Genomic DNA, 13,898 nt, shown 5'->3' on the forward strand with positions numbered 1-13,898 from the left:
CGTGGCACCGGAGCCACCCGACGTCCCCACCGTCGCCGAGCTGAGCTGGAGCGAGGTGGGCGACGCCGTGTGGCTCGCGATGGCGATCGGGGACTCGGCACCGCGCGCCCACCCGGAGTTCGAGTCGCCGGAGCCCGCGGTCGAAGAAGACGAACGAGCGCACGGTTTCCCGGAGCCGCCGGAAGAACCGGCCGGACCGGTGACCCCGCCGCTCGGCCGCCCTCCCGACCGGATCGTCACCGCTTTGGCGAAGAGCACGGAAATCCTGGGGGCGTCCGGCGCAGCGGTGTCCGGCCCGGTCGGGTTCCTGCCGGAGGCCGCCGCGATCATCCGCGCGCTCCGCCCGCTCAAGCGGACCCGCCCTTCGCGCCACGAAGAAGACGTCGTCCTGGACGAAGAGCTGACCGCGGAAGACGCGGTGCAGGACGACCTCTGGCTCCCGCGCACGAAGCCGGCCATGGTCCGCGGGCTGGACCTGACCGTCGTCGTCGACTCGAGTCCGTCGATGGCGCTGTGGCAGCCGACCGTGACCGCGTTCCTGACACTGCTCCGGCAGCTCGGCGCGTTCCGCTCGATCCAGGTGCGCCTGCTCGAAACCGGCAAGCGCGCGGACGACGGGGTGCCCGGCCCGGTGCTGCGGGGCGGCACTCCCGGCGCGCCCGAACGGCAGCCCGCCGAGTTGCTCGACCCGTCGGGCCGCCGCCTCCTGGTCGTGCTGACGGACGGGATGGGCGAGTCCTGGCACCAGGATTCGGTCGCTCCGCTGCTGGCCCAGTGGGGACGGACCATGCCGGTCGCGGTCGTCCAGGTGCTTCCGCAGCGGCTGTGGGGCCGGGCCGGGCCGCAGCTGCACCAGGCCAGGCTGACGACACCGGGCCCGTTCCGGCCGAACCGGCGTTACGGCCTCGAACTCCCGGACGCCTGGCTGACCGGCGAAGACCCGGAGACGGCGGGCGCCGGCGCGGTGCCGATTCCGGTCGTCGAACTGGATCCGCGCTGGCTCGGCTGGTGGGCGCGGACGATCAGCCGCGCGCAGCCGGACCCGGTGCAGGCGGTCGTGCTGCTGGCCCGGGCCCAGCCGCAGCCGGCCGAGGCGTGGGACGGGCCGGTGCTGTCGGCGCAGGACCAGGTGAAGCACTTCCACGGCGTCGCTTCGCCACCCGCGTTCCGGCTGGCGACGCTGCTGGCCGCGGTCCCGGTCAGCCTGCCGATCGCCCGGTTCGTCCAGGCCGAAATGGTCCCCGACGCGGACACGGCCGACCTCGCTGAGGTGCTGGGCAGCGGCCTCCTCGACGTCCCGGCGACGCTCGAAGCGGGCCAGGGCTGGGACGAGCTCGTCTACGAATTCCCGCTCGCGGTCCGGGAAGCCCTGCTCGCCGCCGGCCGCCGATCCGACACGGTCCAGGTCGTCCGCGCCACCGGCGGCCGCTTCGGCGACCGGCACCCGGTCCTGCTCCGGGTCGCCGCGGCGCTGGAGGACCCCGAACACGCGCCACTGCCGGAAGCCGACACCGACCTGGCCGCCGGCGTCGCACTCGAACGCGCGGTGATGCGGGCCCTGTCCGGCCCGTACGCCGGCCGCGCGGATCGCTTGCGGCACTGGGAATCCGAGCTGGGCGCGCAGGTGCCGGGCGAAGTACCGGACCCCGGATCGACGACCGAGAACCTGGTCGCCGACGTCCACGAAGAAGCGGCGGACTCCCGCCAGCGAGTCCGCCAGCTGACCACGGACGCCCCGGCGGTCTGGGGCGCGGTACCGGCCCGCAACCCGGACTTCACCGGCCGCCAACGGCTTTTGGCCGCCTTGGCGGCCGACCTCCACCACAGCGGCCGCGCGGTCCTCCACGGCATGGGCGGGCTCGGCAAGAGCCAGATAGCGACGGAGTACGTCTACCGCAACCTCGACCGCTACGACCTGGTGTGGTGGGTGAGTGCCGCACAGGAGACGCGGATCCGTGCGTCGCTGACGGAATTGGCGCGGCAGCTCGAATTGCCCGGTGCCGCCGAGGCGGTGACCGCGGTGCCGGATGTCCTCGATGCCTTGCACCAGGGCAAGCCTTACCGCCGGTGGCTGCTCGTGTTCGATGCGGCCGACGATCCCGAGATCGTGCTCCCGTTCCTCCCGGCGGAGGGACCAGGCGAGATCTTGGTGACGACCAGGCACCTGGCGTGGCCCGAAACCTTTCCCCCGCGAATCGAGGTGGAGCCGTTCACCAGGGCGGAAAGCGTGGAACTGCTCTGCCTGCACGACCGGCAGCTCGATGCGGAGCGGGCCGATCGGCTGGCCGGGCGCCTGGCCGACCTGCCGCTCGCGCTCGCTCAAGCAGCGGCGCTGCGGGTGGAAATCGAAATGCCGGTGGACGAGTACCTGCGCCGGTTCGAGGAGAAGACCTCGGAAATCCGCGAGACATCGACACCGACCGAGTACGAGGTGCACGTCGCCGCCGCCTGGAACGTGTCGTTCGACGAGCTCGGTACCCGCAACCCAGCCGCGCACCAGTTGCTGCAGGTCTGCGCCTTCTTCGCCCCTGAACCGATCTCTCGCAGCTTCTTCACCGGAGTCCGGCGGTTGTCGATAGCCCCGGAGCTCGACACGGCGATGCGCGATCCCAGCCGGCTCGACCAGGCTCTGCGCGACATCCACCGGTGGGGATTGGCGAAGGTGGACCACCGTTCGGACACGCTTCTGCTGCACTGGCTGGTTCAGCTGGTGCTGCGCAACCGGATGAGCGACGAGCACCACCACACCATCCGCCACGGTGCTCACCTGCTGCTCGCGAACCGCGACCCGGGTGATCCTGCCGCGCCTCACCTCTGGCCTCAGTACCACATGGTGCTGCCCCACATCTACGCCGCCGAACTGATCGACTGCGACGACGACGAGGTACGCGTCCTCGTGCTCAACTTGGTCAAGTTCTTGTACTTCTGGGGTGACCACACGGGTGCGACGGTGCTCGCCGGACGGGTGGTCGAGGCGTGGACGGACCGGTTCGGCGAAGCGGACCCGTTGACGCTGGAGGCGTCGGAACGGCTCGGCTTCTTCCTTTGGTCGCTGGGGCGCTACGAGGAAGCGGAAGTGATCAACAACCGGACTCTCCTCCTCTACCAGCAGCGAGAGGCCACTGGGCAGCGATCGAAGAAGACCCTGAACGCCCAGGTGGCCGTGGCCGCGGTGCTGAAGGCGCGTGGCGACTTCGCCGGTGCGCGCAAGCTCAACCTGGCGACTTACCACGAAGCTGCCGCCGTCTTGGGCGCCGACGAACCCACGACCCTGACCGCCGCACACGACCTGGTCGTTTCCCTGCTCCTGACCGGTGAGTACGGCGAGGCCAGACGAATCGGCGAAGACACCCGTGCGCGGTGCGCGGAGGTCCTGGGGCCGGACAACGCCGCCACCATCAGCACCCTGAACATCTTGGTGATCTGCAGGCGGGAAATCGGCGACTACTCCTGGGCCAGGATCGAGCAGCAGAAGATCGTCGAGCGGGTCCGCCGTCTGGTCCGTGACGAAAACGCCGGCGTGGTCCGGCGGGAGTACCACCTCGCCGTGGCGCTGCGGAAGGACGGTCAGCACGAGGCGGCGCTGGCATTGTCGCGAAGTACCCTGGAGCGCTTCAAATCCCGCTATGGCCTCGGCAACCCGAACACCCTGCCGTGCGTGCTCGCGCATTCGATCGATCTCCGTTGCGTCGGGGAGCTCGACGCGGCGAGAACTCTCGGACAGCAGGCGGTCGACCTCTACCGGGTGAGTCTCGGTCGCCGGCATCCCCACACGCTCGTGGCGGAAGTCGACCTCGGCGTGACACTTCGCCTGTTGGGCGCCCCGATGGCGGCACGGGACGGAGACGACCACGCGCACTACGACCTGCAAAGGATTCTCGGGGCCGATCATCCGCACACGATCGCCGCGGCCATCGAACTCGCGAACGACCGGGCAGCCGTCGGCGATCGGCGGTGGTCCGCCAAGCAGCTGCTGGACACCGACAAAGAAAACCTCGCGCGGGCTCGCCGGACGCTGGGCGAAGACCACCCGGTCACCCTGGCTGCCCAGCTCAACCGGGCGCTCGACCTGCACGCGGCCGGACGGAGCCGCGACGCAGCGCCTCAGCACCAAGACGTCGTGGCCCGCTACCGCCGGGTGCTCCGCGCCGACCACCCGATGACCGTGTCCGCCGAACGAGGGGTCCGAGCCGTCTGCGACATCGATCCGACGCCGCTTTGACCGATCACCAGGCGGCGGAGAGCCAGCGTGCGACGTCTTCGGTAGCGGGCTCCGGCGCCGATCGCCCGCGGATCCCGCGGAGGACAGCGCGTACCACTTCTGGCCGTTCGAGGAGGACGGCCGCGGCAGCCTCGTCGCCGGTGACGCGCAAAGCGAGGCCGAGGCCGATCAACGCGGTCGGCTCGTCCGGATCGCTTCGCAGTTCGGTTCGATATGCCTCGACCGAGTCCTCACCGCGGCCGTCCACCAGCGCGAAATCCGCTTCCGTGGCGCCCGGTACTTCCCGCCAGACGGCCTGGGCGCGGCGCGCGCCGTCGTCACCGAGGCGGACTCGGAGCAGATCGGCACGTGCGTTGGCCCAGTCGCCGTCGGCCTCCGTCGTCAACGTCGTACCCACGTCCTCGATCGCGGGACCGGGTTCCCCGCGCAGCCAGCCACCGACGATCAGCTCGATCGCCTCCGGCGCCGGCCGTAGGTGGCGGAGCCGCCAGCCGGCGTGGTGGTCGGCTGCGATCAGGTCGGACCAGTGCTCGGCGATCGCGAGGATCTCGTCGTGCCGCCAAGCTTCCGCGCGCTCGGCGACGTGCGCGAGAAATCGTCTTCCCGGCTCGGTCAGCGCCTCGTCGGCGTGGACCGTTTCGAGGGTCCGGACGACCTGGTACCGCCAGTGGGCGTATTCGAACGCCGCCAGTACGTCGTCCGGCTGCTCGGCGCCCAGCGCGCGGTAGAACTCCGCGACCGCGAAAAAGGCGTAGATACCGTGCACGACTCCGCCGAGCGGCCGTGGGTCGTCCCGCCACGGGGCGTAGAGCCGCTCCGTCCGATCGTCGTTGTGCAGCCGCACGACCTGCAGCAAGCCGCCGAGCCGGATGTGCTGGAACTCGTGCACCAGCGCCGCGGCCAGGGTGACCGGGTCCTCGGGACGGGAGATGAGTGCGCTGCCGAACGCCTCGCCGCTCGACGCGCTCGGCAGCCGGAACGGGAACGGCGGTCTGGGCACGATCGTGTCGAGGCCGGCGGGCAAGGCGTCGGCGAACCCCGGGAGAAGCCGGTCGATCAGTTCCCAGGCCTCGCCGAGCAGAGCGCGCCAGGTCGCGAGATCCTCGGGCCTCAGCCGGTCGGGTGCCATCGGACCGAAAAGCCCACGATAGGGGTCGACGTCGTCGAGCCGGACCGAGAACCGCCGTCGTCCGGTGCCCAGCTCCGCGGTGCGGATTCCCTGCCAGCCGGGCGCGTCGGCGGCCGGGTCGGCCGGGAGGACGACGACCCGGTCGCCGGTCCTGATTTCGATCCGGCCACCCGAGGAATGCAGCTCCGCGGTCTCGCACTCGGGAGCATCGCCCAGTTGGACGAGGCCGAGCGTGGGCAGGGTGACGTCTCCGCGCCACACCGGCACGCTCGTGCGGAAGTTGCCGACCCGGGCTCGTACCGCGGCGGCCGCGGCAAGGCTGTAGATGTGTCCGATGTGGACCCACAGGGGACGGGGGTCGGTGGTCAGCTGCCGGAGCAGGCGCGTCGTGTGACCCGCCCAGCTGCCGGTGTAGGGGTGGGTGAGCACCTCGTCGAGGGCGGCCGGGTCGGTCTCCTGAGCGAGGACGAGGAGATCCCAAGCGCGTTCCGGGGAGGGCAGCGGACCACTGAGGGACGGAGCCGCCGCCACCTTGTCGATGATGTCCCGCAGGAGGAGGAGCCGACGGCTGCGGTCCGCGGTGCGCAGCCGCCGAACCAGGTCCGGACCGCCTTCGGAACGTGCCAGAAGGTCGAACTCCGCCCAGGTGAAAGTGTGCATGGCGGATTCGGGAGAGGTGTTGCGTGAGGGGAGCACGGTCAGTCCTTCGAGAAGCGGCTTTAGTCGACCCGTTTCGCTTGACTACCGCTCGCCGTCACGGGAATGTACGCGGCTCGTTCGGCTGCGTGACGGACGGACTTGTGCAGCGCAGCGGAGTCGAGATCCCGCAGCTGGGAGAGCGGAACCGCGCTGAGGTCCAGGAGTTCGGACTCGATCTCCGGTCGTTTCTTGCCGCCCGGCGATCGCATCGCGATTTCCCCTCTCTCGAGAACCCGCTTGGAGGCGCGCGAACGCTAGCACACGCCCCCGCTCACCCCTTCGGTGTGGGCTGCCCCCGCAGCTTACGCCGGATGGTGCAAAGAATCCGCCGTTTCGACGGGCCGGTTCGCGGTGTGGGACGGCCGGGGGAACGGCCGGACAACCGGGCGCCTCGAGGCTGGTTCCCCCGGCTGAGTGGCCGATTCGTCACTCTCCTGTAGCTCGGGCACGCCTGTGTCATGTTTTTGCCCTTTTACGGTTACGCCGAACAGGTAAACTCACGATCTTCGGTGCGCTTCTCGGGGGTGGGAGGTGGTGCGGCAGGTGGCGGCGAGGCAGGGGCAGCCCGGCCCGGGTATCGCGGTCCGCCGGGCAGTGGTGGACGTGCTGGTGGTCGCAGGCTTCGCCGACGACAAATCCATCCGCACCCTGATGGTGGGCGAACTGCGCGAAGCGCTCGACCACCCGTTCACCTTTTCGGACCAGCTGACCGGCCGTGACCAGCTGATCGAAATCGTCTCCGCGTGCTGCCGCCTGCGCGAGGGGCTCACCGTGCTCGCGGGCGTGATCGAGTTCCTCCGCCCCGGCAGCAAGGAATGCGCCGAGGTCCGCGCCCTGGTTTCTTCGGTCAGGATGCACGAGGTCGTGCCGGAAGCCGAACAGGAGAAACTGCGGGAACGGCTGGCGGGTTTCGCGCCGCCGGGACTCGGGACGGCTGTCCGCCGCGCCGCTCGTTACATCTCTCCGCCGCCGCGCTACGAAGACGCGTCGGCGGCCTTCTCCGGTCTTGCCGACTTCAACGCGGGTCCCGGGGAATTGCCGCCGCTGTTGATGTTCGTCGAACTGATCGCGGACGAGTGCGAACCCGCCCTCGCCGCGGAACTGCGCGCGTGGTCCGACGGGCAGGTCCGGCGGCTCCGGCTCCGGGACGCGCTGGACCAGCTGCGCGCGGAACTGACGGTGCCCCGGCCGGCATCGGGCCGGCTCTACCTCGTCGTGGTCGTGCGCCCGGATCCGATCGAAGACGACCTGTACGAGCTGTCCTCGTGGCGGCAAGAAGATCCGGCGGACTGGCCGCCCGCCTGCGGCGAGACGGTGCGGGTCCGCGAGAGCCAGCTGGAGCGGCACGTCGACGTGCTGGTGGCCGAGGCCGAAGAGGCCTGGTCCGAGGTGGTGGCCGACGTGGTGGTCGAATTCGTCCTGCCGCGTGCCTTGTTGAACCTGCCGGTGCACGCGTGGGCCACGGAGCGCGCTTCCGGTTCACCCAAACCGTTGTACCTCAGTTACCCGACCGTGGTGCGTTCGCTGGAACGGATGAGCTCGCCGCGCTGGCACCGCGTGTGGCGGCAGCGTTGGGAGTCCTGGACTCGTGATCCTTCGTTCGAACGGGTGTATTTCTGCAGCGCCGATGACAGTCCCGATCGACTCCGGCTGGAGGCTGTTTTGAGCAATCGGCAATGGGCGATGGCGGTGCTCACCGAATCGCCGCCGGTCAGGGCGACATCGGGCGGGGACGAGCTTTTGCCGGCGTTGCGAGCGGGGGTCCCGGTCATCGTCTGGCACCCGTCGGCCTCTTCGGAAGTCGTTCGCGAAGTGGTAGCCTGGCTAGCCGAAAGCCGTGGCGGATTGGGGGATTTGCCCGCGCTGGCGAGGGAGTCTCGACTGGAAGCTCTTCGGAATCCGCCGTCCCCGGGCGATGGTGGTGTACTCACGGACCTGGTGGTGCTATGGGACGACCCGAATCGGTTGCTTCCCCTCGGCGAAACCGGGATCATCGGGCACCTCGAAGGAGGTGCCGATTCGCGTGACCGAGCTTCCTGACACCCGGATCGGTGCGTCACAGCATCCGGACAGTCCGCCCGATTGGTGGATTTACCGTGGTACCGGCCGTCCGTTGCACGACATCAGGCTGGCCGACCGGCTGCCGGCCCCACCGCCGTGGCGGACTTTCCGGGGAGCCGCGCTTCCCGAGCGTGACGTCTTCCCGCCCGACGACGGGGAAATCGAGCGCAAGCTGGGCACGGAGCTCAGCTACTCCGCGCGGACCGTCGACGAGCACGAAGTCGAGATGGTCAACGCGGCGCTGTACCTCCGCCGTCCGTTGCTGGTCACCGGCCGGCCGGGGAGCGGCAAGTCGAGCCTGGCCTACCGGATTTCCCGGGAACTGGGACTCGGCCGGGTGCTCCGCTGGCCGATCACTTCGCAGACCACGCTCAAGTCCGGCCTCTACGACTACGACGCGATCGGCCGGGTCCAGGCCGCGGCCGCGTGGAAGGAACTCGCCGCTTCCGGCGCGGGAACCCCGGGGGAGGTCCCGATCGGCGAGTTCGTCCGGCTGGGTGAGCTGGGCACGGCGTTCCTCCCGCGCAGGCTGCCGCGGGTGCTCCTGATCGACGAGCTGGACAAGTCCGAATCGGATCTGCCGCACGACCTCCTCGGGTTGTTCGAAGACGGCGAATTCGCGGTCCCCGAGCTGGCCCGGGACGCCCGGCGCTCGGTGCGGGCCGAGGTGTTCACGGCGGATCCGGGGTACAAAGCCGAAATCGAGCACGGCCGGGTCCGGTGCGCGGCGTTCCCCGTCGTCGTCATCACCAGCAACGGTGAACGGGAATTCCCACCCGCTTTCCTGCGCCGGTGCCTGCGGCTGGAAACCCGGGAGCCGGACGCCGACCAGCTCGCGGCGATGGTCGCCGCGCACGCCATCGACCCGGACGGCCACCGGGCCGCGCTGATCGAAGACTTCGTCACCCGCAGCGCGACGGTGGGCGGCCTGCCGGCCGACAAACTGCTCGACGCGATCTTCCTGGCGACCTCCGGCGCCTACCGGCCCGAGACCGACGCTTGGCCTCGCCTGGTCGATTCGCTGTGGCGCCAGCTCAACCCGCAGGGGCCGTGAGATGCCGGACCCCACCGCGGGCGAGCCCGACCTGACGTGGACCGAACTCGGCGACGGCCTGTGGCTCATGGCGGCGATCAACGGGACCGCGATGCCGGCCCCCGGACCGGCGGAGCGCCCCGCGCGACCGGCCGCACCGCCGCCGGACCCGGTCGAAACCCGGCGGGAAGGCCCCGAACCGGCGGCACGGGACAGCGACGAACCCGAACTCGTGCCGGCCGCCGGCGGAGGTGGTCCGGCCCCCGGCCCACCGGCGGACGACCGGGAATGGCTCACCGAGCAGGCCGCCGGAAACGGCGGTCTGCTCGCACGCGAGCCCGGCGCCGGGCGGGCGGACGTGGAACTCGCCGAAGTGGCGACCGCGCCGGTCCTGCCCGGGGCGGCCCAGCTCGTCCGCGCGTTGCGGCCCTTCAAGCGGAAAGTCGCGTCCAAGAGCGACGCCGACGTCGAACTCGACGAAGAACGCACCGCGGAGGAAGCGGCGCAGAGCGAGATGTGGCTGCCGATCACCCGCCGCCGCCGAGACCGCTGGCTCGACCTCACGCTCGTGATCGATTCGACGCCGTCGATGGCGCTCTGGACCCCCACCGTGAACGCGTTCGTCCGCTTGGTGGAACGCGTCGGCGCCTTCCGGTCCGTCCGGGTCAGGCTGCTCGAGACGGGCAAGACCGGGCCCGCGGAAGGCGGCGCGGTCGTCGGCCCCACCTTGCGCGGCGGGACGGCCGACGCCCCGGCGAGGGGGCCGGGGGAACTGATCGGCTCGGCGGGCCGGAGCTTGCTGCTGCTGGTCACCGACGGCGTCAGCGACGCGTGGCACCGGGACCTGGTCTCCCCGATGCTGGCCCGCTGGGGGCGGGCGATGCCGGTCGCGATCGTGCACCTGCTGCCCCACCGGCTCTGGTCGCGCGGCGGGATGGGCGTCCGCCAGACGGTGCTCACCTCACCGGGCCCCCTGCGCCCCAACGGGACTTACGAAGTACGTTCAGCCGACGCGCTGCTGGACCCGGAGGAAGCCGAGGAGCTCACGGCCGGCGCGGTGGCGGTGCCGGTACTGGAGCTGCAGGACCGGTGGATCGGCTGGTGGGCGTCGCTGGTGACGGGAGTGGGCGGCGTGGCGCGGAAAGCCGCGGTCGTGCTCGCCCACGACGAGCCGCGCCCGGTCGATGCCGAGGCCGGGGAGCGGGTGGAGCGGTCCGCACGGGAAAAGGTGCAGCACTTCCACAGCTCCGCGTCGCCACCGGCGTTCCGGCTGGCCACGCTGCTCGCGGCGGTACCCGTGGACGTCGGCGTCGCCCGGACGCTGCAGGCCGAGCTCGTCCCGGGTTCCGGCCCGGACCACCTCGCGGAGGTCTTCACCAGCGGCCTGCTCGAGCGAGCCAGCGACGGAACACCGTGGGACCGCTCGCAATGGGAATTCACCGGCCACGTGCGCCAGCTGCTCTTGCGCGGCGCCCGGCGTTCGGACACGGCGCACGCGGTGATCAGCGCTTCCCGCCGCTACGGCGACCGGATGCCGGTGCTGGTGCGGCTCCAGGCCGCACTGGCGGCCCCGGACGCCACCCCGGACCCCGTTCTCCCGGCGGCGACGCCCGCGGAGATAGCACTGGAACGTGACCTCATGCGTGCGTTGTCCGGCCCGTATTTGTCCCGGGCGGATCGGTTGGAGAGTAGAATCGCGGGCATTGGTCAGCTCGGCGATCGAACCACTAACATCCCGGCGGTGAGTGACACGATGTCGCAGGAACTCAAGCCGATGGGTTCCGCGAGTGAACCTGAATCCGTTGTCCGCCCCGATGCCGGGACCGCGGACATATCCCCGTCGCCCAGCGAGACGCCGCCGGCTCTGCGCACGAAGGTCGTCCGCGAAGTTGCCGACATGACCAGTCGAAGCGTACGCCGATCTGGTGATGAAGCACCACCCGTTTGGGGTGTTGTCCCACCGAAAAACCCCAATTTCACCGGGAGACGCGAACTACTCGATCAATTGGGCGAGCGGCTGGGTGCGGGCACCACCGCTGTCCTGCCTGCGGCGTTGCACGGAATGGGCGGTATTGGCAAGACGCAGATGGCGGTGGAATATATCTACCGGCACCTGCAAGACTACGACATCGTCTGGTGGATCCAAGCCACCCAGCCCACGCAGATCCGCAAGTCGCTCACCGAATTGGCCCAGCACCTGCGGCTGCCGGGCGCCGACGAAGCCATCACCGCGGTCCCGGCGGTCCGCGAGGCACTACGACTGGGCCGCCCTTATCGTCGTTGGCTGCTGGTCTTCGACTCCGCCGAAGACCCGGACATGGTCCGGCCGTTCTTCCCGGTCGACGGGCCGGGTCAGATCCTGGTCACTTCGCGCAACCCCAGCTGGGCAGGCATCGCGCGGCCGCTGGAGGTCGCCGTTTTCCAGCGGGACGAAAGCAAGAACCTGCTCAGCCTCCGCCGCTCCGCACTCGCGGACGAAGACTCCGACCTGATCGCGGAGAAGCTCGGAGACCTGCCGCTCGCCGTCGAGCAGGCGGCCGCGTGGCTCGCCGAGACCGGCATGCCGGCTGAGGAGTACTTGCGGCTGTTCGACGAGAAGGTCACCGAAATCCTCGACACCTCCGCCCCGAGCGACTACGAGGTGTCTGTCGCCGCCGCGTGGAACGTGTCCTTCGACGAGCTGAGCTCCCGCAGTCCGGCTGCTCACCAGTTGCTGCAAGTCTGTGCCTTCTTCGCGCCAGAGCCGATTTCCCGGAGTTTGTTCACCGGCGTCCGCGGGATCTCCGTCGCGCCCGAACTCGACTCGGCCCTGAAGGACCCGATGCGGCTCGGCCGTGCGATCCGAGACGTCAATCGCTACGGCCTGGCGAAGATCGACCACCGGAGCGACACCCTCCTCCTGCATAGGTTGGTCCAGCTCGTACTGCGCAACCGGATGGGTGAACAAGACCGCATGGAATTGCGCCACGGCGCGCACCTCCTGTTGGCGAACCTCGACCCGAACGACCCGGGATCACCGCAGACGTGGCCGCGGTACCAGGAGATCCTGCCGCACATCTACGACACCGAATTGACCCAATGCACCGATCCTTGGGTTCGGCAGCTCGTCATCAACCTTTTCAAGTTTCTCTACCACTGGGGTGACCACCAAGGCGCGCTCGCGCTCGCGGAGCGGGCGGTCAAGGCGTGGGCGACAGATCGCGAGGAGCGGCTCGCCCGAGGCGAGGAACCTGTTGAAGACCCGCCTTTGCTGGAGCTTGCCGCATCCGAGCGGCTGGCTTTCTTCTATTGGGTTGTCGGGCGCTACGACGAAGCTGAAACGGTCGCGAAAGAGACGCGGCGTCGCTACATCGAGGCAGTCGGTCCGGAGAGTGAAGAAACGCTCGCAGCGCAACTCACGTATGCGCTGATTTTGAAGGCGCGCGGCGATTTTACGGAAGCGCGGAACCGCAACAGGGAAATGTACGAGCAAGCCAAAGTCCTGTTCGGCGACGACGACCCGACTACCTTGTTGTCCGCACACGAGCTCGTTGTTGCCCTTCTGCTGACCGGCGAGTACGAAGAAGCACGCGCACTCGCTGGGGAAACGTACAGCCGCCGATCCGAAGTCTTCGGCTTCGACAACGTCCAGACGATTAACACGCAGGTGCTCCACGTCCTGGCGAACCGAGAAATCGGGAATTATCCCTGGGCGCGCATCGAAATGCAGCACATCGCGGAACGCGCCGAACAGCTATACGGCGCCGACAGCGTCGGCACGCTTCGGCGTCGCTACTTCGAGTCGGTGGCTTGCCGCAAGGACGGCGACCACGTCGCGGCATTTGAGATTTCGAGTGATGCGCTGAAGAAGATCCGCGGTCGCTACGGCGACAGCCACCCGAACGCGATGGCCTGTGCGCTCGGGCATTCCATCGATCTCCGGCACGCGCGGAGGTTTGCCGACGCCCGCAAGCTCGGCGAAGAAGTTTACGACCTCTATCGCGAGAACCTCGGGGAAGGACACCCGCACACCCTGTCGGCCCGGCTCGACCTCGGGGTGACCCTTCGGCTTAGTGGTGATCCGGCCAGCGCCCGGGTCGTCAACGAGAAGGCGCTGGCCGGAATGCGGGAAGCCCTGGGCGAGGATCACCCGCACACGATCGTCTGCGGGATCGACCTGGCGAGCGACCTCTTCGCACTGGATCGGGTCACCGAAGCGGCGGCTATGGACTCCGACCTGCTGGACCGTGCCCGCCGCGTACTGGGTGAAGATCACCCGACCACGTTGGCCGTGCAGCTCAACCGTTCGCTGGACCTGCGAGCCCTGGGCGAGGCGACCGAGGCGGACGCGCTCTACGAGGACGCGCTTACGCGGTATCGCTTGGTGCTCGGCGAAAACCACCCGGGTACCGAGTCTGCGTTGCGAGGCATCCGCGCGGACTGCGACATCGACCCGATGCCGATGTAGCTGCGCGTCGAGCCGGCCGGGGGCGAACGATCTTCGCCGCCCGGCCGAGCATCGCGTTCGAACGGCACGTTTCCGCTCCGTAGTCCGGTGTCAGTTCAACCGGACAAGTCGATCACGCCTGCTGATCGTCAATTCTTTTGTGAGAGCTGGATTCTCATCCGGTTGATTCCGTGTGCGACTCGCCACAGACAGAAATCCTACGCTCACGAGCCCGTCGAATTGGAGACCGACGCGGAAAGGGGCGCCACCTGGTGCAACAGGTGACGCCCCGGCACGACGACCCCGACGCCTCACAACGACAGGAGTA

The 13,898-nt window shown here is 69.4% G+C and carries 5 protein-coding genes; 4 read left to right on the top strand and 1 reads right to left on the bottom strand.

Annotated elements, in window-relative coordinates:
* Position 1 precedes the first annotated feature (1 nt).
* On the top strand, positions 2–4,222 hold the full coding sequence (gene fxsT / locus MUY14_RS44795; RefSeq protein WP_247018971.1) for an FxSxx-COOH system tetratricopeptide repeat protein: 4,221 nt from the start codon (positions 2–4) through the stop codon (positions 4,220–4,222).
* A 4-nt stretch (positions 4,223–4,226) separates the two neighbouring features.
* Here fxsT (MUY14_RS44795) and MUY14_RS44800 read toward each other — a convergent pair whose 3' ends face one another.
* Positions 4,227–6,011 carry an HEXXH motif domain-containing protein gene (locus tag MUY14_RS44800; protein ID WP_247018973.1) on the bottom strand — a complete coding sequence of 595 codons (1,785 nt, stop codon included), beginning with the start codon at positions 6,009–6,011 and terminating at the stop codon, positions 4,227–4,229.
* Positions 6,012–6,647: 636 nt separating this feature from the next.
* On the opposite strand from MUY14_RS44800, the gene MUY14_RS44805 reads away from it, so the two are divergent.
* The 3 genes from MUY14_RS44805 (at position 6,648) to fxsT (MUY14_RS44815) (ending at position 13,591) form a co-directional block, all read left to right on the top strand.
* A complete protein-coding gene (locus tag MUY14_RS44805) occupies positions 6,648–8,090 on the top strand; it encodes an effector-associated domain 2-containing protein (RefSeq protein ID WP_247018975.1) in 1,443 nt (480 codons plus the stop codon).
* A 73-nt stretch (positions 8,091–8,163) separates the two neighbouring features.
* On the top strand, positions 8,164–9,165 hold the full coding sequence (locus tag MUY14_RS44810; protein WP_247018977.1) for a MoxR family ATPase: 1,002 nt from the start codon (positions 8,164–8,166) through the stop codon (positions 9,163–9,165).
* Position 9,166: 1 nt separating this feature from the next.
* Complete coding sequence (gene fxsT, locus MUY14_RS44815) at positions 9,167–13,591, top strand: FxSxx-COOH system tetratricopeptide repeat protein (RefSeq protein WP_247018978.1); 4,425 nt, start codon at positions 9,167–9,169, stop codon at positions 13,589–13,591.
* Positions 13,592–13,898: the final 307 nt, after the last annotated feature.

The sequence above is a fragment of the Amycolatopsis sp. FBCC-B4732 genome, assembly GCF_023008405.1.
GTDB lineage: Bacteria > Actinomycetota > Actinomycetes > Mycobacteriales > Pseudonocardiaceae > Amycolatopsis > Amycolatopsis pretoriensis_A.

Coding starts and splice junctions, on each gene's coding strand:
- MUY14_RS44800 (WP_247018973.1), bottom strand. CDS start 6,011: ATGCACACTTTCACCTGGGCGGAGTTCGACCTTCTGGCACGTTCCGAA.
- fxsT (WP_247018978.1), top strand. CDS start 9,167: ATGCCGGACCCCACCGCGGGCGAGCCCGACCTGACGTGGACCGAACTC.